Origin of the sequence: Burkholderia sp. AU15512 (assembly GCF_002223325.1) — a bacterium.
Lineage (GTDB): Bacteria > Pseudomonadota > Gammaproteobacteria > Burkholderiales > Burkholderiaceae > Burkholderia.
Genome location: NZ_NKEX01000003.1, coordinates 153,705 through 174,975 on the forward strand (window position 1 = coordinate 153,705; position 21,271 = coordinate 174,975).

Consider the following 21,271-nt stretch of genomic DNA (forward strand, 5'->3'; position numbering starts at 1 on the left):
ACGCGGGCGTTAGACCTTCGACAGCGCCTTCAACGCGAGCTTGATGCCTTCGGATACGCCGGTGCCGGCCGGCACGTTCTTGATCGCGGCGAGGCCTTCCTTTTCGGAATAGCCGAGCGCGAGCAGCGCGTTGAGGATGTCGGTCGCGTGGTCGGACGGCGACGCAGCGCCGGCGAGCGCGCCGAGATCGGCACCGAGCTTGCCCTTCAGTTCGAGCAGCAGGCGTTCGGCCGTCTTCTTGCCGATGCCGGGCAGGCGCGTGAGGCGCGCGGCGTCCTGCATCGTCACGGCCTGCGCGAGCTCCTGCACGCTCATGCCGGACAGCACGGCGAGCGCCATGCGCGCGCCGATGCCGGTGATCTTCAGCAGCTCGCGGAAGGTCGTGCGCTCCTGCGGCGTCAGGAAGCCGTACAGCAGGTGCGCGTCCTCGCGGACGATCTGCTGCGTGAGCAGCACGACGCGCTCGCCCGTTTGCGGCAGGTTGTAGAAGGTGCTCATCGGCACGTCGATCTCGTAGCCGACGCCGTTGCAGTCGACGAGCAGGTGGGGCGGGTTCTTTTCGAGCAGGATGCCGGCGATGCGACCGATCATGGATGGCTTGATGCGAGGAAGAAAGCGCGAGTGTAGCGCACGTGCGGCGCGATGCCGACGGGATCGGCCATCAGGCCGGGGCGGCGCGTGTCGCGGGCGCGTCGGGCGCGGGTAAAGCGATCAAGGTGGTCAGCGCAGCCAAGGTGGCCAACGCAGTCGAGCCGACGTGCCGGGCCGCGATGCGCGCCGCCGTCAGCCGACCAGCCGCCCGCGCCGCACGCGCAGCCCTTTCTTCGCGAGTGCCGGCGCGAGGCCGCCGAGCGTGCTGAGCGTATCGCCGCCGTGCGCGTGGCAGATCGCCATGCCGAGCGCGTCGGCCGCGTCGGAGCCCGGTTGGCCGGAGAGGTTGAGCAGCCGCGTGACCATTTCCTGCATCTGCGTCTTGGTCGCGCGGCCGTAGCCGACCACGGCCTGCTTGAGCTGCAGCGCCGTGTATTCGGCGACGGGCAGGCCGCCCGCGACGAGGCCGCAGATCGCGGCGCCGCGCGCCTGGCCGAGCAGCAGCGTCGACTGCGGGTTCACGTTGACGAACACCTTTTCGATCGCGGCCTGGTCGGGGGCGTGCTCGCGCACGATGGTCGAGACGCCCTGGAAGATCGTGCCGAGCCGGGTGGCCAGGTCGGCCGTCGGCGTGCGGATCACGCCGCTCGTGACATAGGCGAGCCGGTGGCCGCTGACGTCGATGACGCCGAAGCCGGTGACGCGCAGGCCGGGGTCGATGCCGAGAATTCGCATGAGTGAGGAGAGTGGCGTGATGCAGCGATACTACAACGATTGGTGCGGCAAGCCGGTCGCCAGGTCGTGCGCGAGGGCGCCGTGCAATAAAAAACCCGGCGGGTGCGATGCCGCCGGGTCGTCGTGCTGCGGCCGCGCGGGCCGCATGCGATCAGTGACGGAAGTGGCGCACGCCCGTCAGGACCATCGCGATGCCGTGCTCGTCGGCCGCCGCGATCACTTCGTCGTCGCGCATCGAGCCGCCCGGCTGGATCACGCAGGTCGCGCCGGCTGCCACGACGACGTCGAGGCCGTCGCGGAACGGGAAGAACGCATCCGATGCGACTGCCGAACCCGCCAGCGTCAGGCCGGCGTTCTGCGCCTTGATGCTCGCGATGCGCGCCGAGTCGACGCGGCTCATCTGGCCTGCGCCGACGCCGAGCGTCATGCCGTTGCCGCAGAACACGATCGCGTTCGACTTCACGTACTTCGCGACGCGCCATGCGAACAGCAGGTCGTCCATTTCCTTGGCGGTGGGCTGGCGCTTCGTGACGACACGCAGCTCGCTCGGTTGCACGTTGCGCGAATCGAGCGACTGCACGAGCAGGCCGCCGCCCACGCGTTTCAGGTCGAATGCGTTATGGCCGTCGCCGAGCGCGATCTCGAGCAGGCGCACGTTCTGCTTCGCGGCGAACACCTGCTTCGCGGCGTCGGAGAACGACGGGGCGATCAGCACTTCGACGAACTGCTTCGCGACGGCCTGGGCAGCCGCTTCGTCGACTTCGCGGTTGAACGCGATGATGCCGCCGAATGCCGACGTCGGGTCGGTCTGGAATGCCTTCGCGTATGCGTCGGCCGAATCGTTGCCGACTGCGACGCCGCACGGGTTCGCGTGCTTGATGATCACGCAGGCCGGTGCGTCGAACGTCTTCACGCATTCCCACGCTGCGTCGGAATCGGCGATGTTGTTGTACGACAGTTCCTTGCCCTGCAGCTGGCGGTAGTTCGCCAGCGCGCCGGCCGGCGTCGCGAGGTCGCGGTAGAACGCGGCGCTCTGGTGCGGGTTCTCGCCGTAGCGCAGGTCCTGCACCTTGTCGAACGCCAGGTTCAGCGTGGCCGGGTACGCGTTGCGCGACGCGTGCTTCAGCTCGTCGGTCAGGCTCGTCAGGTAGTTCGTGATCGCGCCGTCGTATTGCGCGGTGTGCGCGAACACCTTCGTCGCGAGGCGGAAGTTGGTCGCGTAGCCGACCGCATTGCCGTTCGCCTTCATTTCATCGAGCACGACCGCGTAGTCGGCCGGATCGACGACGACCGTCACGTCGCGGTGGTTCTTCGCGGCCGAGCGCAGCATCGTCGGGCCGCCGATGTCGATGTTCTCGATCGCGTCGGCGAGCGTGCAGTCGTCCTTCGCGATCGTCGCGACGAACGGGTACAGGTTCACGACGAGCAGGTCGATCGTCGGGATGCCGTGCTGCTCCAGCGCCTGCATGTGCTCGGGCAGGTCGCGGCGGGCGAGGATGCCGCCGTGCACCTTCGGGTGGAGCGTCTTCACGCGCCCATCGAGCATTTCCGGGAAGCCCGTGTAATCGGCCACTTCGGTCACGGGCAGGCCGGCGTCGGCGAGGAGTTTCGCGGTGCCGCCCGTCGACAGCAGCTTGACGCCGAGGTCGGACAGCGACTTCGCGAAGTCGACGATGCCGGTCTTGTCGGAAACGGAAATGAGCGCTTGCTTGATCATGATGGAACCACCAATAGCCAGGGAAACGGGGACGGGACGGCCGCCTACAGCAGGCCGTGCTGCTGCAGCTTCTTGCGCAGCGTATTGCGATTGATGCCGAGGTACTCCGCGGCGAGCGACTGGTTGCCGCCGGCCTGTACGAGCACGACCTCGAGCATCGGCTTTTCGACGCAGGACATCACCATTTCATAGACGTCGTGCGGATTGGAGCCGTCTAGATCCCGGAAATACACGTCCAGGCTCTCGCGGACACATTGTTCGATGTTGTGCTTGCTCATGCTGCTAACTGGTTATGGTCGTCCGACTCGCCCTGGCCGTTTTCCTCTTCGTCATCGACGTAGACGAGGTGGTCCGACAGCGCCTTTTGCGCCTCGAAGAAGGCATTGACGGCGGCGAGCTGCTCGCGGGTGGAATCGAGCGTGTTCATCCTGTGCCGGAACCCGTTGGCACCGGAAAGGCCGCGAGTGTACCAGCCGATGTGCTTGCGCGCAGTACGGACTCCCGTGAATTCACCATAGAAAGCGTAGTGGTCTTCCAGGTGTTCGTTCATCACGTGCTGGATCTCGTCGATCCGCGGCGGGGGCAGCAGCTCGCCGGTTTGCAGGAAATGATCGATTTCGCGGAACAGCCACGGCCGACCTTGCGCGGCACGACCGATCATCAGCGCGTCGGCGCCGGTGGCGTCGAGCACGGCCTTTGCCTTCGCGGGCGACGTGATGTCGCCGTTCGCGACCACCGGAATCCGCACCGCCGCCTTCACGGCGGCGATGGTGTCGTATTCGGCGTCGCCGCGGTACAGGTCGGCGCGCGTGCGGCCGTGCACGGTGAGCATCGAGATGCCGGCGGCTTCGGCCAGACGCGCAACCGTGATCGCGTTCTTGTGCTCGCGATCCCAGCCGGTGCGGATCTTCAGCGTGACGGGCACCGCATCGGGCCCCGTGCCGACCGCCGCGACGACGGCCTCGACGATGCGCTGCACGAGCGGCTCGTTCTGCAGCAGCGCGGAGCCGGCCGCGACGTTGCAGACCTTCTTCGCCGGGCAGCCCATGTTGATGTCGATGATCTGTGCGCCGTTGTCGACGTTGTAGCGGGCCGCTTCGGCCATCATCGCCGGATCGGCGCCGGCGATCTGGACCGCAATCGGTTCCACCTCGCCTTCGTGGTTCGCGCGCCGCATCGTCTTCGCGCTTTTCCACAGCTGCGCGTTGGACGCGACCATCTCGGACACGGCGTAACCGGCGCCCAGCCGCTTGCAGAGCTGGCGGAACGGACGATCCGTCACGCCGGCCATCGGGGCGACGAACAGGTTGTTACGCAATACGTGAGGGCCGATAACGGGCATCGCAATGGCACCGCCCGCGGCGGGCGCGGGCAGGGAAAGGGCAGACGGAAACGCGCATTTTACCGTATTCCCATGCCCCGCCGATTTGACCCGGTTTGAGCGGCGCGACTGTGCGCGCCGCGGGTCAGTTGCGCTGGCCGAACATCATCTGTCGCGCGATCACCTTCTTGAGCGGCGGTACGAACTCGAGCGCGGTGAGCGCCGCACCGCGCAGCAGCGGGAGCGGGCCCGAGTCGATCGTGAACAGGCGTGCCAGCGTGTCGGTCGCGCCGATCGTGAAGCGCCGGTCGAGTGCGCGGCGCGCGTTGAAGGTGGCGAGCGCGGTGGCTTCGAAGCCTTGCGCGGACAGCGTATCGACGAGCGTATGCGCATCGCGCAGCCCAAGGTTGAGCCCCTGGCCCGCGACGGGGTGCAGGGTCTGCGCGGCATTGCCGACGATCGCGACGCGGCCGTTGACGAGTGTCTGCGCGGCGGTCAGGCCGAGCGGGAACGAGGCGCGGCCCGCGATCGCGACGAAGGCGCCCATGCGTTCGCCGAATGCGCGGCCGAGCTCGCGCAGGAACGCATCGTCGGGCAGCGCGGCGCGGCGCGCCGCTTCGTCGGGCGTGCAGCACCAGACGAGCGCGTACTCGGCCTGGCGCGGCCCGCCGAGCGGCAGCAGCGCGAGCGGGCCTTCGTGCGTGAAGCGTTCCCACGCTACGTTCGGGCGCGGCGCCGATACCGTGACCGTGCCGACGAGCGCGGTCTGCCCGTAGTCGCGGCGATGTTTGCCGGCGTCGGCCTGCTGTTCATGGAACAGCCCGCCTTCCGCATTGATGACGACGCGTGCGCGCAGCGTGCGCTCGCCCTGCGGGCCGTCGAGCGTCAGCGTGACGCCGTCGGCATCCTGCTGCGGCGCGCGCGCGGTGGTCGACGTGAGCCAGTCGACGCGCGTGCCGCGCACGGCGCCCGCGAGCGCCTGCACGAGCGAGCCGTAACGCACGACGTAGCCGAGCGCGGCGACGTCGTGTTCGTCGCGGTCGATCAGCGTGCGGCCGAAATGGCCGCGCTGCGACACGTGGATATGTTCGATCGGCGTCGCGTCGGCGGGCCACGCGAGCGTGTCGAGCAGCACGCGACTGCCGTGCGACACGGCGATCGCGCGCGGATCGTTCGCGCTGGCGGCCGGTTCGCGTGCATCGATCAGTGCGATCGATGCGTGCTGCGTGGCGCTGCGGCGCGCGAGCCAGCCGGCGAGCGCGAGCCCGACTGGGCCCGCGCCGACGATGGCGAGATCGTAGTCCGGCGTGGCCGGGGAGGAGGCGGTCGTCATCTTGATTCGTGAAACGGAGGTAACGGTCGGCGGCAGCCGGTCATGCGCCCGCGCGCATCAGCGCTTCGATTTCGTCCGCCGCGACGGGCACGCCGCGCGTGATCAGCTCGCAGCCGTGCTCGCGCACGATCGCGTCGTCCTCGATGCGGATGCCGATGTTCCAGTACTCGGGCGGCACGTCGTCGGCGGCGCGCACGTACAGGCCGGGCTCGATCGTCAGCGTCATGCCGGCTTTCAGCGTGCGCCACGGCAGCGCGCCGTTGCCGTCACGCTCGGCGAGCCGCTCGCGGTAGTCGCCGCAATCGTGCACGTCCATGCCGATCCAGTGGCCGGTGCGATGCATGTAGAAGCGTGCGTAGGCGCGCTCGGCGATCACGTCGTCGAGGTTCGAGAAGCGCGATTTCGGGATGATGCCGGTGTCGAGCAGCCCCTGCGCGAGCACGCGCACGGCGGCGTCGTGCGGCGCCTCGAACGGCACGCCGGCGCGCGTCGCGTCGATCGCGGCCTGCTGCGCGGCGAGCACGATGTCGTACAGCGTGCGTTGCGCGGGCGAGAAGCGCCCGTTGGCCGGGAACGTGCGCGTGATGTCCGACGCGTAGCCGTCGAGTTCGCACGCGGCGTCGATCAGGATCAGGTCGCCATCTTGCGCGGCCGCGTTGCCGGCCGGGTAGTGCAGCACGCACGCGTTCGCGCCGGCCGCGACGATCGAGCCGTACGCGGGCGACTGCGCGCCGTGCTTGCGGAACACATACAACAATTCGGCCTCGAGTTCGTATTCGCGGATACCGGGGCGGCACGCCTGCATCGCGCGGCGGTGCGCAAGGGCGGAGATGTGCGCGGCGCGCATCATGATCGCGAGCTCGTGCTCGTCCTTCACGAGCCGCATGTCGTCGAGCAGCGGCGTGAGGTCGAGCAGCGCGTCCGGCGCGGCGACGCCCGTGCGCGCCAGCGCGCGCACCGCGTCGAGCCAGCCCGCGAGCCGGCGCTCGAAGTCGGCCGATGCGCCGAACCGGTAGTGCACGGTGCCCGCGTCGGCGAGCAGGCGCGGCATCTCGGTATCGATCACGTCGACCGCGAACGCCGCGTCGAAGCCGAACGCATCGCGCGCGGCTTCGGGCCCGTAATGGAAGCCTTCCCAGATCTCGCGGTCGGCGTTCTTGGCGCGGCAGAACAGGATCGACTCCGGCCCGCCGTGCGGCGCGGCCGCGTTCAGCACGAGCACGGCATCCGGCTCGCTGAAGCCCGTCAGGTAGTGGAAGTAGCTGTCGAACCGGTACGGATAGTCCGTATCGCGATTGCGCGGCACTTCGGGCGCGGTGGGGACGATGGCGACGCCGCCGCCGGCGGCACGCAGTGCGGCAAGCACGCGTTCACGGCGCTGGCGGTAGACGTCGACGGCGATGGCGGTATCGAGGGGCGCGTTCATTCGTGCGATTGTAGCGCCGCGGGACGCCGTGCGTGAGAGAGGGGGCGGGAAGCCGCCCTGGAAGGCCCGCGCGGCGGTTGTTGCAAACCATCCACAGGCCGTCCGGGCGATTTTCTGTCGCGCGACGCTGGCCGGTTATGATCGGCGACAACGTATACTCTCGGCGGTTCCCTTAAAAAGGCAGATGATGAAATTAATCGGTTCGCTCAGCAGCCCGTACGTCCGCAAGGCGCGGATCGTGCTGGCTGAAAAGAAGATCGACTACAAGCTGGAGCTCGAGAACGTGTGGGCGCCGGAGACGGATATTCATGCCTCGAATCCGCTCGGCAAGGTCCCGTGCCTCGTGATGGAGGATGGTGCCGCGGTGTTCGATTCCCGCGTGATCTGCGAATACGTCGATACGCTTTCGCCGGTCGGCAAGCTGATTCCGCCGTCGGGCCGCGAGCGCCTCGAGGTGCGGTGCTGGGAAGCGCTGGGCGACGGCGTGATCGACGCGGCGGTTACGATTCGCGTCGAACATACGATGCGCGACGAGGCGCAGCGCAGCGCGAGCTGGATCGCGCGCCAGCAACGCAAGATCGACGACGGCCTCGTCGCGATGTCGCAGGGTCTCGGCGGCAAGACGTGGTGCGTCGGTAATCATTACACGCTCGCCGACATCGCACTCGGCTGCGCGCTCGGCTATCTCGACTTCCGGATGCCCGAGCTCAACTGGCGCGATCGCCACCCGAACCTCGACAAGCACTTCGCGAAGCTGCTGCAGCGGCCGTCGTTCGCCGACACGCTGCCGCAGAACTGAGCCGCACGCGACGCATTCACGCGTTTCACGCATTCGGCAGACAAAAGAAAAGCGCCCCGCGGGGCGCTTTTCTTTTTGCCGCGCCGCCCCGCGGCGGCCCGCGTCATTCGATCGACGCGTACACGGCTTCGCCGAGCGTGAATGAATCGCTGCGCGCAATCGGCCACCACTTGTCGTACAGCGTAAAGCCGCAGGTGTTGCCGTCGAGCAGCGCGCCGGGCTTCAGGTACTTCAGCAACTGCGACATCAGCCGCACTTCATGCGGCGCGACCCGCTGCACGATGTGATGGGCGCGCAGCTCGGACGGGTGCGCGAGGCCGGCCGCCTGCACGAGTTCCTGCAACGCATGCAGCGTGTTGCGGTGGAAGTTGTACACGCGCTCGGCCTTGTCGGGCACGACGAGCGCGCGCTGGCGCACCGGGTCCTGGGTCGCGACGCCGGTCGGGCAGCGATCGGTGTGGCAGTGCTGCGCCTGGATACAGCCGACCGCGAACATGAAGCCGCGCGCCGAGTTCACCCAGTCCGCGCCGATCGCGAGCGTACGCGCGATGTCGAACGCGGTGATGATCTTGCCGCTCGCGCCGAGCTTCACGCGATCGCGCACGCCGATCCCGACGAGCGTGTTGTGCACGAGCAGCAGCCCTTCCTGCAGCGGTACGCCGACGTGGTCGGTGAATTCGAGCGGCGCCGCGCCCGTGCCGCCTTCCGCGCCGTCGACGACGATGAAGTCCGGCACGATGCCGGTTTCAAGCATCGCCTTCGCGATTCCGAAGAATTCCCACGGATGGCCGATGCACAGCTTGAAGCCGGTCGGCTTGCCGCCCGACAGCGTGCGCAGCCGTTCGACGAATTCGAGCAGCCCGCGCGGCGTCGAGAACTCCGAATGCGTCGCGGGCGAGATGCAGTCCTTGCCCATCGGCACGCCGCGCGTCTCGGCGATTTCCGGCGTGATCTTCGCGGCCGGCAGCACGCCGCCGTGGCCGGGCTTCGCGCCCTGCGACAGCTTCACCTCGATCATCTTGACCTGCGGATCGGCGGCCTGCTTCGCGAACTTGTCGGGGTTGAAGGTGCCGTCGTCGTTACGGCAGCCGAAGTAGCCGGACGCGATTTCCCAGATGATGTCGCCGCCGTTTTCGCGGTGGTACTTCGACAGCGAGCCTTCGCCGGTGTCGTGCGCGAATCCGCCTTTCTTCGCGCCGAGGTTCAGCGAGCGGATCGCGTTCGCGGACAGCGAGCCGAAGCTCATCGCCGAGATGTTGAAGATCGAAATGTCGTACGGTTGCGCGCGGTTCGCGCCGACGCGGATGCGGAAATCGTGGTTCGGCAGCTTCGTCGGCGCGAGCGAGTGGCTGATCCATTCGTGCGCGACGGCCTTCACGTTGAGCTCGGTGCCGTACGGGCGGTTGTCGGCGACGTTCTTCGCGCGCTGGTAGACGAGGCTGCGCTGCGCGCGCGAGAACGGCTTCTCGTCGGTGTCGTCCTCGACGAAATACTGGCGGATTTCAGGTCTGATGAATTCGAACAGGAAGCGGAAGTGGCCCCAGAGCGGGTAGTTGCGCAGGATCGCGTGGCGGTCCTGCTTCAGGTCGTACAGGCCGAGTGCGACGAGCGCGGCCGGGATCACGAGCCACAGCCACGCGATCGTGTGCCGGGCGGCGAGCGCCGCGACGGCCACGAACAGCAGGACCGCGCACCACATCGCGATATAGCGTCGGGAAAACATGGGGACTCCATCGTAATTGTCTGGATGGCCGTCACGTCGCCTGGATCGCGCGGCGGCCGGCAGGTCGGCGCCCGAGGCATCGCGCAGGCCCGGCGGGCATGCTGCCCGTGCCGTACCCGCCGCCGCCGGTGCCCACGATGGTCGAGAGTCTACTACGGGTGTCGTGAAGCTCGCGTTGCCGAGCCGGCGGCTACCGGCCGGCCTCGGCCGGGCGGATGAACGGGCTGTACGCCGGGGTGCCGGGCTTTAGCCTGGCGTCGTCGTCGAAGTCCTCGTCGCGGTTGAACGGCACGCGCGGCCACGCGGGCCAGTCGCGCAGCCGCGCGCGGTAGTCGGCGAGGCAGCGTGCGAGGCGCGCGTCCTGCCGCTGCGCGGCATCGGCCGCCAGGCCGCCGCGGACGTCGTGGATCAGGTGCGGTTCGAGCACGTCGAAGCCGACGTAGCGCAGCGCGTACATGATCGGCCACAGCAGCAGGCGGGTATCGCCTTCACGGCCATCGGGCGCGCAGGCGGTGGCCGACGAGCCGGTCGTGACGCTCAGCAACGCGCGCCGCCCTTGCAGCACGCCGCGATCGTGGCGCTGCCGGCTGCTGTAAAGGCCGCCGTAGACGAATACGCGATCCATCCAGCCCTTCAGGATCGCGGGCGCGCCGAACCACCACAGCGGGAACTGCAGGATCAGCGCATCGGCTTGCTTCAGCAGGCCGACGTGATGCGCGATCTCGGGCGCGAGCGTGCCGCGTTCCCAGTGATGGCGCTGCTCGCGCTGCGTGTCGAAGCGGGCGGTGTCGAGCCGGTCTGCGTAATGGTGCGGCGCTTCGCACGGGTCGAACGCGTCTGCGTACAGGTTCGCGACCGTCGCGGCGTGGCCGCCGGCGCGCCAGGCGTCGGCCGCCGCGCCGGCGAGGGTGGCGTTGAACGACTGCGGTTCGGGATGGGCAACGACGATCAGCGCATGCATGACGGGCTCCGGGAGTGTGCGACGATGATGGCCGGCGGCGGTGGGGCCGCGCAATCACGCACCCGGAGGTAACCATGGCATTTCCCGGCGACGTCTACGCGGCGGACTGCTCGGCGCGCGATGCGCTCGCGCTGGTCGCCGGCAAGTGGTCGCTGCTGATCCTGCCGGCGCTGGCCGAACGGCCGCTGCGCAATGGCGAGCTGCTCAAGCGTATCGGCGGGATTTCCCAGAAGGTGTTGACGCAGACGCTGCGCGAGCTGGAGCGCAACGGGCTGATCGAACGCATCGCGGTGGCCGCGCGGCGCGCACACGTCGAGTACCGGTTGACGGCGGTGGCGGGGTCGCTCGTGGAGACGCTCGTGGCGCTCGACCGCTGGGCCGAGCGCCATTTTCCCGAGCTGGACGCGGCGCGCGAGCGCTACGACGCGTCGGTGCGGAACATGCGGTGAACGGCGCGGCCGCGTCCGGTCGGCCCCCGCTTGCGCGGCGCCGGCGGCAGCGCGTCAGCGGGCGAGTGCGAGGGCCGGTGCTTCGTTCGCCTGCGTGTTGCCGGACAGCGCGGATTCGATGATTCCGCCGCCGAGGCAGATCTCGCCGTCGTACAGCACGGCCGACTGGCCGGGCGTGACGGCCCACTGCGCGTCGTCGAACGCAAGCGAGAAGCGCGCCTCGCCAGCCGGGCCGGGCGTGGCGGCACCGAATGCGCACGCCGCGTCGGCCTGCCGGTAGCGCGTCTTCGCACCGCACGCGAAACCTTCGGCCGGCGGTTCGCCGGCGACCCAGCTCACGTTGCCCGCGACCAGCTCGCGCGCCAGCAGCCATGGATGATCGTGGCCCTGCACGACGTACAGCGTGTTCGACGCGATGTCCTTCGCGGCGACGAACCACGGATCGCCGTTGCCGGTCTTGCTGCCGCCGAGGCCGATGCCCTTGCGCTGGCCGAACGTATAGAACGCGAGGCCGATATGCTCGCCGACGACCTTGCCGTCCGGCGTCTTCATCGGGCCCGGTTTGGTCGGCAGATAGCGGTTCAGGAAATCGCGGAACGGCCGTTCGCCGATGAAGCAGATGCCGGTCGAATCCTTCTTCTTCGCGTTCGGCAGCCCGATCTGCGCGGCGATCTCGCGCACCTTCGTCTTCGGGATCTCGCCGAGCGGGAACATCGTCTTCGACAGCTGCGCCTGGTTCAGCCGGTGCAGGAAGTACGACTGGTCTTTCGTATGATCGAAGGCCTTCAGCAGTTCGAAACGCCCGTCACGCTCGCGCACGCGCGCATAGTGGCCGGTCGCGATCATTTCCGCGTCGAGCGACATCGCGTGATCGAGGAACGCCTTGAACTTGATCTCGGCGTTGCACAGCACGTCGGGGTTCGGCGTGCGGCCGGCCGAGTATTCGCGCAGGAACTCGGCGAACACGCGGTCCTTGTATTCGGCCGCGAAGTTGACGGCTTCCACGTCGATGCCGATCAGGTCGGCCACCGACACGACGTCGATCCAGTCCTGGCGCGTCGAGCAGTATTCGCCGTCGTCGTCGTCTTCCCAGTTCTTCATGAACAGGCCGACCACGTCGTAACCCTGTTCCTTCAGCAGCCACGCGGTCACCGACGAATCGACGCCGCCCGACATGCCCACCACTACACGGCGCTTGCTCATTTGTTGACCGCCTGACGTTCGAATGCTTCGGGGCGCGGCGCGACCGAATGCGTGTGCACGAAATCGAGCGGAATGCGCCGCCCGGCGAGGTAATCGTCGACACAGCGCATCACCGCGGGCGAGCGATGGCGCTCGCCGCACGCGCGCAGTTCGTCGGCGGTCATCCACAGCGTGCGGACGATGCCGTCGTCGAGCACGTGGCCTGCGATCGGCTCGCTGGCCGTGCCGCAGAACGTGAAGCGCAGGTAGGTCGCGCCGGCGGTGCCGGGGCGGTCGTAGTGCGCGAGATAGACGCCGACGAGCGCGTCGGGCGTGAACGGGTGCGCGGTTTCCTCGAGCGTTTCTCGGATCACGGCGTCGGCCAGCGTTTCGCCGGCTTCGAGATGGCCTGCCGGCTGGTTGATGCGCAGGCCCGACGAGGTTTCTTCCTCGATCATGAGAAAGCGGCCGGCGTGCTCGACGAGCGCGGCGACCGTCACATGCGGGGTCCAGATTTCGGGTTTCATGGTTCGGCATTTTACCGGTTGCGCCCGAACGCTGCCGGTCGCTGCGCTAAACGAATCAGACCCTTTCAATTCGTCTGGGTTGCCGATACGCGGCGACACCGGACGGGCCGGCATCGGCCTCTCGCTGAACAACGCGACGCCGATCATCGCAGGCCCCGTCGTCGGTTCGTCGGGCGCGATCCTGTCGTCCATCGTGTGCCACGCGATGCACCGCTCGCTCTACAACGTGATCCTCGGCGGCTTCGGCGGCGATCATGGCGCGACGAGATGGGCGACGCACGCGGCGATCGTGTCGCGTACGCGCACGATCGCTGGGTCGCGCTGCGTGCTCGTGCGCCAGCCGATTTCGACCGGGTAGTGCGGCAAGTCGACCGGGCAGGCGAGCGCGCGCAGCGGGGTGGATTGCGCGATCGCGCGCGCCGCGTGCGCGGGAATCGTCGCGACGGCGTCGGAACCGGCGAGCAGGTACGGCAACGCGGCGAAATGCGTGGTCGACGCCGCGACGCGCCGCTTGTGGCCGAGCGTGGCCAGTGCCTCGTCGACGATCCCGATCACGCCGCCCGACGATACGAGCAGGTGGTCGCGCCGCAGGAAATCGGCGAGCGTCAGCGTGCGCGGTGGCCGCTCACGGGCGGCCGGATCGATCAGGCACGCATAGCCGCCCGTCGCGATCGCGCGCCGGCTGAGCCCGTTCGCCGAGAAGCCGCCCGACGTGATCGCAAGGTCGACGCCGTGTCGCAGCAGCGCGTCGCCGGCGATGCCGCTGTGCGTCTGCCGGAAGATCAGCCGGATGCCGGCGGCTTCCCGTGCGACGGCGTCGATCAGCGCGCGGCCGAGCGCGATCTCGAAGTCGTCCGACAGCCCGATCGAGATCGTGCGGCCGATGCGGTCGCCGCCGTCGGCCGCGATCGCGAGGCTTTCGCGGCAACGGTCGAGCGCGTCGGACAGGATCGGCTTCAGCTCGTCCGCGCGTGGCGTCGGTGCGAGCCCGCGGCCGGTGCGCACGAACAGCGGATCGGCATAGATCACGCGCAGCCGCGCGAGCGCCGCGCTCACCGCCGACTGCGTGAGGCCGAGCCGCAGCGCCGCGCGGCTCGCGCCGCCTTCCTCGTACAGCGCCTCGAACACTTTCAGCAGGTTCAGGTCGAGGCCGGCGATATCATCTGCATTCATGACACTTATCGTTCTATCGATTTGATCGATGACATCATATCGATAAAGATGGCGTTACCCCATTCACCGGAGACGCCTTCATGTCCACGTCAGTCATCGCCGCGCTGCAGATCGGCGCATCGCCCGCCGGCACGCGCGCCACGCTCGACACGATCCTCGGCTACGAAACCGCGATCCGCGACAGCGGCGCGTCGCTCGTCGTGCTGCCCGAGGCCGTGCTCGGCGGCTATCCGAAAGGCGAGATCTTCGGCACGCGGCTCGGCTACCGGCTGCCCGAAGGCCGCGACGCGTATGCGCGCTACGCCGCGCAGGCGATCGACGTGCCGGGGCCGGAAACCGACGAGCTGGCCGCGCTGTCGCAGCGCACGGGCGCGAGCCTCGTGGTCGGCGTGATCGAGCGCGGCGGCAGCACGCTGTACTGCACGGCGCTGTTCTTCGATCCGCGCGACGGGCTCGTCGCGAAGCACCGCAAGCTGATGCCGACCGGCACCGAGCGGCTGATCTGGGGGCAGGGCGACGGCTCGACGCTGCCCGTCGTCGACACGGCCGCGGGCCGCGCGGGCGCCGCGATCTGCTGGGAGAACCACATGCCGCTGCTGCGCTGCGCGATGTACGCGAAGGGCGTGCAGATCTGGTGCGCGCCGACCGTCGACGAGCGCGACGTCTGGCAGAGCTCGATGCGGCATATCGCGCACGAAGGGCGCTGCTTCGTCGTCAGCGCATGCCAGGTGCAGCCGTCGCCTCGCGCGCTCGGCATCGACGTGCCGGGCTGGGATCCGGAGCGGCCGCTGATTCGCGGCGGCAGCGTGATCGTCGGGCCGCTCGGCGACCTGCTGACGGAGCCGCTGATCGGCGAAGCCGGGCTCGTGACCGCGCGCATCGATACGGATGAACTCGTGCGGGCGCGCTACGACTTCGACGTGGTCGGGCATTACGCGCGCCCCGACGTGTTCTCGCTGCACGTCGACGAGCGGCCGAAGCGGACGGTGGTGTTCGGCGGGTAGGGCGGGGCGGCCGGGCGCTGCACGGTGGCCCGGAAGATGAACGGCGGCGGCGCGCATCGCACCCGCCGTCGTGCCGCGTCAGCGCATCGGCGCTTCCGCGATCCGCATGTAGTCGGCGATCCGCCGCCCTTCCATGTCCGGAAACTGCTCGTGCACGGTGATGTCGCCCATCCGCGCGATGTCGAAGGTGCGGAAATCGTCGCGCAGCTCGCACCACGCGCCGATCGTCCAGCGCCCGCCCCAGTAGACGAGCCCGAGCGGCCACACGCGGCGTTGCGAATGCGCGCCGAGCCGGTCGCGGTAGTCGAAGCTGACGACGTGGCGCGTGTCGATGGCCTGGTGGATCGCGTCGACTTTCGCGCAAAACGTCTCGTCGATGTGGAACGACGGCGCGAACACCGGCAGGCGGTCGAGCGCCGTGCGCTTGTCGGCCGGCATCGCCGACGCGATCTTCGCGAGCGCCGAGCGCGCGCCGCTCGCGAAGCGCGCACCGCCCCAGGTTTCGAGCATGCGTGCGCCGGTGGCGAGCGCCGCCAGCTCCTCGGCCGTGAACGTGAGCGGCGGCAGGCTGGCGTTGCGGTTCAGCCGGTAGCCAATGCCGGCTTCGCCTTCGATCGGCACCCCTGACAGTTGCAGGTCGCGCACGTCGCGATAGACGGTGCGCGGCGACACCGACAGCCAGTCGGCCAGTTGCTGCGCGGTCGTGAGACGACGGCCGCGCAGCAGCTCGGCGATCTGGAACAGGCGGTCGGCACGGCGCGTCATGACGGCACCTCGAATCCAGCGGCAGTGGGGACTTCGCGATGATAGCGCCGCGCGGGCCCGACGGCCGCTGCGCTCAGTGGCATTTCGGCGCGTGCAGGCCGACGCGGTTGCCTTCGGTGTCGATCAGGTAGCCGACGTAGCCGTAGTTGTTCGGCAGCTCGACGACCGAGCCCTGCACGACGCCGCCCGCGCGCTTCGCGCGGTCGAGCGCCGCGACGACCGATTCGCCCGCGTTCAGGTAGACGAGCACGCCGTTCGCGCTCGGCTTCATTTGCTGCGGATCGAACACGATGCTGCCGCCCGTGCTCGATGCGTCGCGGTCGAACGTGGCCATCGGCACGCCGCCGATGACTGCGCGCTGCAGCGTCGTCTGCAGCACGGTTTCGTAGAAGCGGATCGCCCGGTCGAAATCGAGGGACGGAATGTCGAACCACGCGATCGCGCGTTCCACGGTGGCGGTGGCAGTTGCGGACGTCATGACGAGCTCCTTGTTGCGTTGTTTGTTGTTCGGGTTCGGTGCGGAAACCAGCGTTGCATTGCGCCGGGATTGCAGTGTGATCGCGGCCTGCTGACACCGTATTGTCAGTAGAGTTGTCACCCTTGACATGCAACTGATTGGTTGCATAATAAGGCCATTGACCCGGGAGTGGCATGGATCTCGTTTTCAAGGCGCTGGCCGACGCCACGCGCCGCCAGTTGCTCGATTTGCTGCACGCGAAAAGCGGGCAGACCCTGTCCGAGCTGTGCGACGGGCTCGCGATGAGCCGGCAGGCGGTGAGCAAGCATCTCGCGCTGCTCGAGGCCGCGAATCTCGTCGCGACGACGTGGCGCGGCCGGGAGAAGCTGCATTACCTGAATCCGGTGCCGATCCACGACATCGCGGAACGCTGGATCGGCAAGTTCGAGCGTCAGCGGCTGCAGGCGCTGGCGGACCTCAAGCGCGGGCTGGAAGCGGCCGGCGAATCTGGAGACAACGATGAGTAATCCCGCCTTTGTGTACGTGACGTTCATTGCATCGACGCCCGAGCGTGTGTTCGATGCGCTCACCAACGCCGAGCTGACGAAGGACTACTGGGTGCGGCACCGCAACGCGTCGCCCGACTGGCGGCCGGGCTCGCGCTGGGAACATCAGGACTACGACGATCCGTCGCGGGTCGACATCGTCGGCGAAGTGGTCGAAAACGATCCGCCGCATCGGCTGGTCGTCACGTGGCGCACGCCGTCAGGCGAGGGGGAGGTGTCGCGCGTGACCTATCTCGTCGAGCCGCACGAGGGCGTCGTAAAGCTGACGGTCACGCACGACGGGCTGGTGCCGGGTTCGGAGATGGATCGCGGGATTCGCGGCGGATGGCCGGTCGTGCTGTCGAGCCTCAAGACGCTGCTCGAGACGGGGCAGGCACTGCCGTTCACGATGGGGCGCTGGGCGTGCTCGAAGCACTGAAACGAAACGCCGCCGCTGCCGCGGGTGCGGTAACGGCGGCGTTCCGGTTGCCGTAGCGGGGCCGCACCGGCGGCCCCTTGGCGGTCATGATGCAGGTTACGCGTCGCCTTCCGGCGTGGCCGGGCGCGCCTTCACGCTGCCGGCGATCAGGTCGAAGCGGAACAGCCGGCATTCGAGCGCGCCGTTGAACAGCGGCGTCTTCGCCGATTCGCGCAGCCGCAGCTGGCCCGGCAGCGAACGGTCGGACGTCAGCAGGAACGCCTGCCAGCCCGTGAAGCGCTGCTTCAGCGCATCGCCGAGCGCGTTGAAGAACTCGCTGTCGGGGGCGTCGGTGTGGGTGCGGCGGAAGGCGTCGTCGTTGCCGCGGTTGCGGCCCGTCTCGCGCACCTCGCCGCGCGCGCTGCGGCCGCGCACCTCGATCCGCTCGCCGTACGGCGGGTTCGCGAGGATGATGCCCGGGCCGTCGCACGGCGGCGTCATCCCGCGCGCGTCGACCTGCTTGAGCCATACCGACGGCACGCCCGCACGCTCGAGGTTCGCGCGCGCCTTCTCGAGCATGTCGCCGGAGATGTCGCTGCCGTACACGCCGAGCGCTTCGCCGCGTTTGCCGCGCGCCGCGCGCTTCGCGTCCAGCGCCGGGACCTTCAGCCCCTGCCATGCGGTGATGTCGTACTGCTTGAGCTTCTCGAAGCCGAACCGGCGCTCGACGCCCGGCGCCACGTCGAGTGCGATCTGCGCGGCTTCCGCGAGGAACGTGCCGCTGCCGCACATCGGGTCGTACAGCGCCGTGCCGGGCGTCCAGCCCGTCAGGCGCAGGATGCCGGCCGCGAGGTTCTCGCGCAGCGGCGCCGCGCCCTTGTCGAGACGCCAGCCGCGCTTGAACAGCGGCTCGCCCGACGTATCGAGATACAGCGTGCACTCGCCCGCCGTCAGGAAGGCGAACACGCGCACGTCCGGCGCACCGGTGTCGATGCTCGGGCGCGCGCCGGTCTTGTCGCGCATCCGGTCGCAGATCGCGTCCTTCACGCGCAACGTCGCGAATTCGAGGCTCTTCAGCGGGGACTTGATCGCGGTGATGTCGACGCGCAGCGTCTGCGTCGCCGCGAACCAGCGCTCCCACGGCTGCTCGAGCGCGAGCGCGTAGACGTCCTGCTCGTTGCGGTACGCGCGGTGCGCGATCTTCAGCAGGACCCGGCTCGCGATCCGCGAATGGAGGTTCGCGGCCATGCCGGCGGCCCAGCCGCCGCTGAAGTGGACGCCGCCCGGCACCTGCGCGCCCGCGGTGAACGGCGCGCCGTTCAGGTGGCGGCCGGCGATTTCGGCCAGCTCGGCGGCAAGCGCCGCTTCGAGGCCGCGCGGGCAGGGGGCGAAGAATTCGTACAGGGTGGGCGAGGACATAAGGCGGGTGAGGACGTGCAAAAGTCCACTATTGTACGCGGCGCGGGCGGCCGGGGCCGCCGTTGCGTCGCCTTTCGGTGCCGCGGCGCGGGCCGGGGCGCCGTGCAGGCGGGCCGGCAGGCCGCGCGGCGGCGCCCGGACGGGCACCGCCATGCCGCCGCAGGCTCAGTGCGAGCCCGGCTGGCCGGCGCGCGCGGCTGGGCCGCTGCCCGGCCAGAACAGCGCGAGCGGATTCGACAGCACGGTGCGGACGATCGCGCCGACGAGCGCGCGCACCTTGGTCCGGCGCAGGCTGCGCGAGCGCACGGCCATCGTGAACGCCAGCGCGAAGCTCACGAGCACGTTCAGGATCGCCATGCTGAGCACGCCGGCGCCGGCCCACCACAGCTCGGGCGTGCCGAGCGCATCCTTGCCCAGCACGCCGAGCGCGATGCCGATCGAGCCGGCCGACAGCGTCACGTGGCGCACCTCGAACGGGAACATGAACACGGTGACGATCGCCGGAACGAGGCCGAGCATCAGGCCGAGCCCGACGTTCGCGACCACGCCGGCCACGTTCGACCGGCAGAAGTGCGCGAGCTTCGCGGCACCGGCCTGACCGAGCGTGAGGCGCAGCCGGCGGTTGTACGTGAGCGCGTCGCCGACCCGGTGCAGCACGAACCAGTTGTCGGCCCAGCCCGCGAGCAGGCTCGACGCCCACAGCAGCACGCCGGTCAGCGCCGCGTAGAGCGGCGTCGGGCCGAGCAGCGAGAACGAGTGGAGGGTCGTGTGCGCCTTCTCCGGCGAGATCAGGTTCGCGTGCATCACGTTGCTCGCGAACAGCTGCACCAGCAGGCACACGGGCAGCACGACGAGTACGTTGCCGGAAATCGCGGCGGCCTGCGTGCGGATCAGTGCGATCACCGACGCGACGAACGCCTTCACGCCTTCCTCGTGGCCGGTGTCGTCGAGCTCGCGCGCGAGGGTCGGCGCGGTCATCGCGGGCTGCTTGGTCGCGAGCGTGAAGTGCAGGAAGTGCATCAGCATGAAGCTGGCCGCGTAGTTGACGCCCGCGAGCAGCCCTTCGAGCATCGACTGCAGGTGCGCGCCCGTGATCGCGAACTTCACGCACACGGTCACGACCGTGACGAGCCCGCCGCCCGCGGCCATCCGCAGCATCTTCAGGTACTCGGCGCGGCCGCGCGAGATGTAGTGCTCGCCGGTGTCCGCGTTGGTCTCGACGAGCTTGCGCGCGAACAGCGAGAAGTTGCTGCGCACGAGGTGCGACACGCTCTGGCTGTTGTGGTTCGCGTCGACGAGCTCGGCCGTCAGGTGCGCCATGCCGTGCAGGTCGTCGCGCGCCATCCACGCGTTCAGCAGCATCTCGGCGCGCACGATGCGCATGCGCATCCGTTCGACCTGGAACACGATGTCGACCGATACGCCGTTGCGGTAAAGGTGCGAGAACACGTCGTCGACGGCGATCCGGCATTCGTCGAGCAGCACGCGCAGGTAGTTCACCTCGTGCAGCAATTTGCTCGGGTCGCCGCCGTCCTCGACGGCCGCGTGCGCGGTCTCGACCGCGAGCATCGCGCGCGTGAGGCGGTAGAACGGCTGCGTTTCGAGCGGCTTGCGCGCATCGTCGTCGGAGAGCCGGCTGCGCACCGTCTGCGACAGGCCGGTCGAGCTGATCTGGCAGGTCAGGTTGTGCAGCGCGGCCAGCAGGTCGCGCGAGAACGAGCCCGGCTCGTGGCGCTCTTCGTCGGTGACGTCGAACGAGATCAGCTCGGCGAGGCGCGTGAGGAGATCGTCGGGCAGCGCGTCGATCCATTGCGCGTCTTCCGGCGTCGGGAACATCAGCGTGAACAGCGCGGACAGCTCGCGGCGGTTCGGCGCGGGCGGGATCAGCGACGAGTCGATCCGCTCGAACAGCGCGCCGAAGAAGCCCGAGTGCACGGGCATGCCGGCGTCGCACAGGAGCGAGATGCCGTCGCACTCGCGCAGGATGCCGCGCAGGATGCGCGCGGCGTGGGTTTTCCACGCGGGATTGCGATCGAGTACGTGGAACAGGTAGCGCAGCCGCGCATGGGCCGGATACGCGCGCGCATCGGCGTCGCGATCGGCCGGCGCGTCCTGCGCGGCCTGCATCGTGCCGGTGCGGCGCAGCCAGTGCGCGAGCTCGATCAACCATTCGCTGCGCTCGGCGTACGACGCATCGGCGTCGGCGTGCGCGAGCAGCGCATCGAGCTGGTGACCGGCATTGCGCGACGCGCGCCACTTCTTGATCAGGGTCGTCAGGGAACGAAGCATAAACGGAATAACGAAAGCCCTCGGCGGGCGGGTTCGGATTGCCGGCCGGGGAAACGGCGCGGCGCCGGGGAGAACGGGTGAGACGGGGCCGGTTGCCGGACGAGGCGCGGCGACCCGCGATGCGGCTGCCCCGCTGCGGTGCACGCCGATCGCGTGCAGGCGCCGGGAGGCACGGCGGTCGGGCCGAACGCGGCCCGGCGCCGCTGGCTGGCGCGCACGACGAACGGCGCGAGCCGGAAAGTGCGTAGGATCGTCAATCGGGCCGGAAAACGCAAGCCGACCGTGTGGCATGGCGCCGGTTCCGGCCGACTTTGACAAACAGTGCAAATTGGCCGTTTGGCCGATGAGCGTGACGGGAGGCGGGCGGCGCCGCAACGCCGACGGCGGCCAGCGCCGCGTCGAAGATCCCGATCCCGCCGCTCGAAACCGCGCAGGCG

At 69.0% G+C, this 21,271-nt stretch carries 21 protein-coding genes and 1 pseudogene; 6 read left to right on the top strand and 16 right to left on the bottom strand.

What is annotated here, in order from left to right:
• Positions 1-9: 9 nt before the first annotated feature.
• The 7 genes from ruvA to CFB43_RS03290 all read right to left on the bottom strand — a co-directional run bounded on the left by ruvA (position 10) and on the right by CFB43_RS03290 (position 7,123).
• Entirely contained in the window at positions 10-591 is a 582-nt protein-coding gene (ruvA, locus tag CFB43_RS03260; RefSeq protein ID WP_014898064.1) for a Holliday junction branch migration protein RuvA, read from the bottom strand.
• Positions 592-783: 192 nt separating this feature from the next.
• Positions 784-1,326 carry a crossover junction endodeoxyribonuclease RuvC gene (ruvC, locus tag CFB43_RS03265; RefSeq protein ID WP_039361444.1) on the bottom strand — a complete coding sequence of 181 codons (543 nt, stop codon included), beginning with the start codon at positions 1,324-1,326 and terminating at the stop codon, positions 784-786.
• Positions 1,327-1,477: 151 nt separating this feature from the next.
• Complete coding sequence (gene purH, locus CFB43_RS03270) at positions 1,478-3,043, bottom strand: bifunctional phosphoribosylaminoimidazolecarboxamide formyltransferase/IMP cyclohydrolase (RefSeq protein ID WP_089460424.1); 1,566 nt, start codon at positions 3,041-3,043, stop codon at positions 1,478-1,480.
• Between the two features lie 44 nt (positions 3,044-3,087).
• Entirely contained in the window at positions 3,088-3,321 is a 234-nt protein-coding gene (locus CFB43_RS03275; protein ID WP_006476892.1) for a Fis family transcriptional regulator, read from the bottom strand.
• Positions 3,318-4,385 (bottom strand): tRNA dihydrouridine synthase DusB, encoded by a 1,068-nt coding sequence (gene dusB / locus CFB43_RS03280; protein WP_006497523.1) that lies wholly within the window; start codon positions 4,383-4,385, stop codon positions 3,318-3,320. Before dusB ends, CFB43_RS03275 begins: the two co-directional genes overlap by 4 nt.
• A gap of 124 nt (positions 4,386-4,509) precedes the next feature.
• Positions 4,510-5,697, bottom strand: coding sequence for a UbiH/UbiF/VisC/COQ6 family ubiquinone biosynthesis hydroxylase (locus tag CFB43_RS03285; RefSeq protein WP_089494103.1), 1,188 nt, complete (start codon positions 5,695-5,697; stop codon positions 4,510-4,512).
• A gap of 40 nt (positions 5,698-5,737) precedes the next feature.
• A complete protein-coding gene (locus CFB43_RS03290; RefSeq protein ID WP_089494104.1) occupies positions 5,738-7,123 on the bottom strand; it encodes an aminopeptidase P N-terminal domain-containing protein in 1,386 nt (461 codons plus the stop codon).
• 184 nt (positions 7,124-7,307) lie between these two features.
• On the opposite strand from CFB43_RS03290, the gene CFB43_RS03295 reads away from it, so the two are divergent.
• Positions 7,308-7,922: a glutathione S-transferase family protein gene (locus tag CFB43_RS03295; RefSeq protein ID WP_089455593.1), complete on the top strand. Its 615-nt coding sequence runs from the start codon at positions 7,308-7,310 to the stop codon at positions 7,920-7,922.
• Positions 7,923-8,025: 103 nt separating this feature from the next.
• On the opposite strand, the gene CFB43_RS03300 is transcribed toward CFB43_RS03295, so the two are convergent.
• Positions 8,026-9,645 carry an FMN-binding glutamate synthase family protein gene (locus CFB43_RS03300; RefSeq protein ID WP_089494105.1) on the bottom strand — a complete coding sequence of 540 codons (1,620 nt, stop codon included), beginning with the start codon at positions 9,643-9,645 and terminating at the stop codon, positions 8,026-8,028.
• 190 nt (positions 9,646-9,835) lie between these two features.
• The gene (locus CFB43_RS03305; RefSeq protein WP_089494106.1) at positions 9,836-10,606 is read right to left on the bottom strand and encodes an NAD(P)H-dependent oxidoreductase; all 771 of its coding nucleotides are present in this window, start codon (positions 10,604-10,606) and stop codon (positions 9,836-9,838) included.
• 74 nt (positions 10,607-10,680) lie between these two features.
• Between CFB43_RS03305 and CFB43_RS03310 the strand changes: the two genes are divergently transcribed.
• Positions 10,681-11,055 carry a winged helix-turn-helix transcriptional regulator gene (locus CFB43_RS03310; protein WP_089424511.1) on the top strand — a complete coding sequence of 125 codons (375 nt, stop codon included), beginning with the start codon at positions 10,681-10,683 and terminating at the stop codon, positions 11,053-11,055.
• Between the two features lie 54 nt (positions 11,056-11,109).
• Here CFB43_RS03310 and mnmA read toward each other — a convergent pair whose 3' ends face one another.
• Together mnmA and CFB43_RS03320 are read right to left on the bottom strand one after the other, a co-directional pair.
• On the bottom strand, positions 11,110-12,258 hold the full coding sequence (gene mnmA / locus CFB43_RS03315; protein WP_089494107.1) for a tRNA 2-thiouridine(34) synthase MnmA: 1,149 nt from the start codon (positions 12,256-12,258) through the stop codon (positions 11,110-11,112).
• Positions 12,255-12,764, bottom strand: a complete 510-nt coding sequence (locus CFB43_RS03320; RefSeq protein WP_089439248.1) for an NUDIX hydrolase — start codon at positions 12,762-12,764, stop codon at positions 12,255-12,257. The genes mnmA and CFB43_RS03320 overlap by 4 nt, the downstream gene beginning before the upstream one ends.
• 106 nt (positions 12,765-12,870) lie before the next feature.
• Between CFB43_RS03320 and CFB43_RS38750 the strand changes: the two are divergent.
• A pseudogene (locus tag CFB43_RS38750) lies at positions 12,871-13,026 on the top strand (NAD(P)(+) transhydrogenase (Re/Si-specific) subunit beta); the annotation flags it as partial.
• Here CFB43_RS38750 and CFB43_RS03330 read toward each other — a convergent pair.
• Positions 13,017-13,937, bottom strand: coding sequence for a LysR family transcriptional regulator (locus CFB43_RS03330; RefSeq protein WP_089494109.1), 921 nt, complete (start codon positions 13,935-13,937; stop codon positions 13,017-13,019). The pseudogene CFB43_RS38750 and the gene CFB43_RS03330 sit on opposite strands and share 10 nt — an antisense overlap.
• 80 nt (positions 13,938-14,017) lie before the next feature.
• Here CFB43_RS03330 and CFB43_RS03335 point away from each other — a divergent pair, with 80 nt between their 5' ends.
• Positions 14,018-14,941, top strand: coding sequence for a carbon-nitrogen hydrolase family protein (locus CFB43_RS03335; protein ID WP_046544957.1), 924 nt, complete (start codon positions 14,018-14,020; stop codon positions 14,939-14,941).
• Positions 14,942-15,019: 78 nt separating this feature from the next.
• Here the strand turns inward: CFB43_RS03335 and CFB43_RS03340 are convergent, their stop codons facing one another.
• Together CFB43_RS03340 and CFB43_RS03345 are read right to left on the bottom strand one after the other, a co-directional pair.
• On the bottom strand, positions 15,020-15,706 hold the full coding sequence (locus tag CFB43_RS03340) for a helix-turn-helix transcriptional regulator (RefSeq protein WP_089494110.1): 687 nt from the start codon (positions 15,704-15,706) through the stop codon (positions 15,020-15,022).
• 73 nt (positions 15,707-15,779) lie between these two features.
• Positions 15,780-16,184, bottom strand: coding sequence for a VOC family protein (locus CFB43_RS03345; RefSeq protein ID WP_089494111.1), 405 nt, complete (start codon positions 16,182-16,184; stop codon positions 15,780-15,782).
• Between the two features lie 173 nt (positions 16,185-16,357).
• Here CFB43_RS03345 and CFB43_RS03350 point away from each other — a divergent pair, with 173 nt between their 5' ends.
• A complete protein-coding gene (locus tag CFB43_RS03350; RefSeq protein WP_089424519.1) occupies positions 16,358-16,690 on the top strand; it encodes an ArsR/SmtB family transcription factor in 333 nt (110 codons plus the stop codon).
• On the top strand, positions 16,683-17,147 hold the full coding sequence (locus CFB43_RS03355; RefSeq protein ID WP_089494112.1) for an SRPBCC family protein: 465 nt from the start codon (positions 16,683-16,685) through the stop codon (positions 17,145-17,147). Before CFB43_RS03350 ends, CFB43_RS03355 begins: the two co-directional genes overlap by 8 nt.
• A 96-nt stretch (positions 17,148-17,243) precedes the next feature.
• On the opposite strand, the gene CFB43_RS03360 is transcribed toward CFB43_RS03355, so the two are convergent.
• Positions 17,244-18,545: a THUMP domain-containing class I SAM-dependent RNA methyltransferase gene (locus CFB43_RS03360; protein WP_089494113.1), complete on the bottom strand. Its 1,302-nt coding sequence runs from the start codon at positions 18,543-18,545 to the stop codon at positions 17,244-17,246.
• A 165-nt stretch (positions 18,546-18,710) separates the two neighbouring features.
• Positions 18,711-20,834, bottom strand: a complete 2,124-nt coding sequence (locus CFB43_RS03365) for a site-specific recombinase (RefSeq protein WP_089494114.1) — start codon at positions 20,832-20,834, stop codon at positions 18,711-18,713.
• Positions 20,835-21,271: the final 437 nt, after the last annotated feature.

Excerpts from the sequence above, each read along its gene's own strand:
- ruvA (WP_014898064.1), bottom strand. The coding sequence starts at position 591 with ATGATCGGTCGCATCGCCGGCATCCTGCTCGAAAAGAACCCGCCCCAC.
- ruvC (WP_039361444.1), bottom strand. The coding sequence starts at position 1,326 with ATGCGAATTCTCGGCATCGACCCCGGCCTGCGCGTCACCGGCTTCGGC.
- purH (WP_089460424.1), bottom strand. The coding sequence starts at position 3,043 with ATGATCAAGCAAGCGCTCATTTCCGTTTCCGACAAGACCGGCATCGTC.
- CFB43_RS03275 (WP_006476892.1), bottom strand. The coding sequence starts at position 3,321 with ATGAGCAAGCACAACATCGAACAATGTGTCCGCGAGAGCCTGGACGTG.
- dusB (WP_006497523.1), bottom strand. The coding sequence starts at position 4,385 with ATGCCCGTTATCGGCCCTCACGTATTGCGTAACAACCTGTTCGTCGCC.
- CFB43_RS03285 (WP_089494103.1), bottom strand. The coding sequence starts at position 5,697 with ATGACGACCGCCTCCTCCCCGGCCACGCCGGACTACGATCTCGCCATC.
- CFB43_RS03290 (WP_089494104.1), bottom strand. The coding sequence starts at position 7,123 with ATGAACGCGCCCCTCGATACCGCCATCGCCGTCGACGTCTACCGCCAG.
- CFB43_RS03295 (WP_089455593.1), top strand. The coding sequence starts at position 7,308 with ATGATGAAATTAATCGGTTCGCTCAGCAGCCCGTACGTCCGCAAGGCG.
- CFB43_RS03300 (WP_089494105.1), bottom strand. The coding sequence starts at position 9,645 with ATGTTTTCCCGACGCTATATCGCGATGTGGTGCGCGGTCCTGCTGTTC.
- CFB43_RS03305 (WP_089494106.1), bottom strand. The coding sequence starts at position 10,606 with ATGCATGCGCTGATCGTCGTTGCCCATCCCGAACCGCAGTCGTTCAAC.
- CFB43_RS03310 (WP_089424511.1), top strand. The coding sequence starts at position 10,681 with ATGGCATTTCCCGGCGACGTCTACGCGGCGGACTGCTCGGCGCGCGAT.
- mnmA (WP_089494107.1), bottom strand. The coding sequence starts at position 12,258 with ATGAGCAAGCGCCGTGTAGTGGTGGGCATGTCGGGCGGCGTCGATTCG.
- CFB43_RS03320 (WP_089439248.1), bottom strand. The coding sequence starts at position 12,764 with ATGAAACCCGAAATCTGGACCCCGCATGTGACGGTCGCCGCGCTCGTC.
- CFB43_RS03330 (WP_089494109.1), bottom strand. The coding sequence starts at position 13,937 with ATGAATGCAGATGATATCGCCGGCCTCGACCTGAACCTGCTGAAAGTG.
- CFB43_RS03335 (WP_046544957.1), top strand. The coding sequence starts at position 14,018 with ATGTCCACGTCAGTCATCGCCGCGCTGCAGATCGGCGCATCGCCCGCC.
- CFB43_RS03340 (WP_089494110.1), bottom strand. The coding sequence starts at position 15,706 with ATGACGCGCCGTGCCGACCGCCTGTTCCAGATCGCCGAGCTGCTGCGC.
- CFB43_RS03345 (WP_089494111.1), bottom strand. The coding sequence starts at position 16,184 with ATGACGTCCGCAACTGCCACCGCCACCGTGGAACGCGCGATCGCGTGG.
- CFB43_RS03350 (WP_089424519.1), top strand. The coding sequence starts at position 16,358 with ATGGATCTCGTTTTCAAGGCGCTGGCCGACGCCACGCGCCGCCAGTTG.
- CFB43_RS03355 (WP_089494112.1), top strand. The coding sequence starts at position 16,683 with ATGAGTAATCCCGCCTTTGTGTACGTGACGTTCATTGCATCGACGCCC.
- CFB43_RS03360 (WP_089494113.1), bottom strand. The coding sequence starts at position 18,545 with ATGTCCTCGCCCACCCTGTACGAATTCTTCGCCCCCTGCCCGCGCGGC.
- CFB43_RS03365 (WP_089494114.1), bottom strand. The coding sequence starts at position 20,834 with ATGCTTCGTTCCCTGACGACCCTGATCAAGAAGTGGCGCGCGTCGCGC.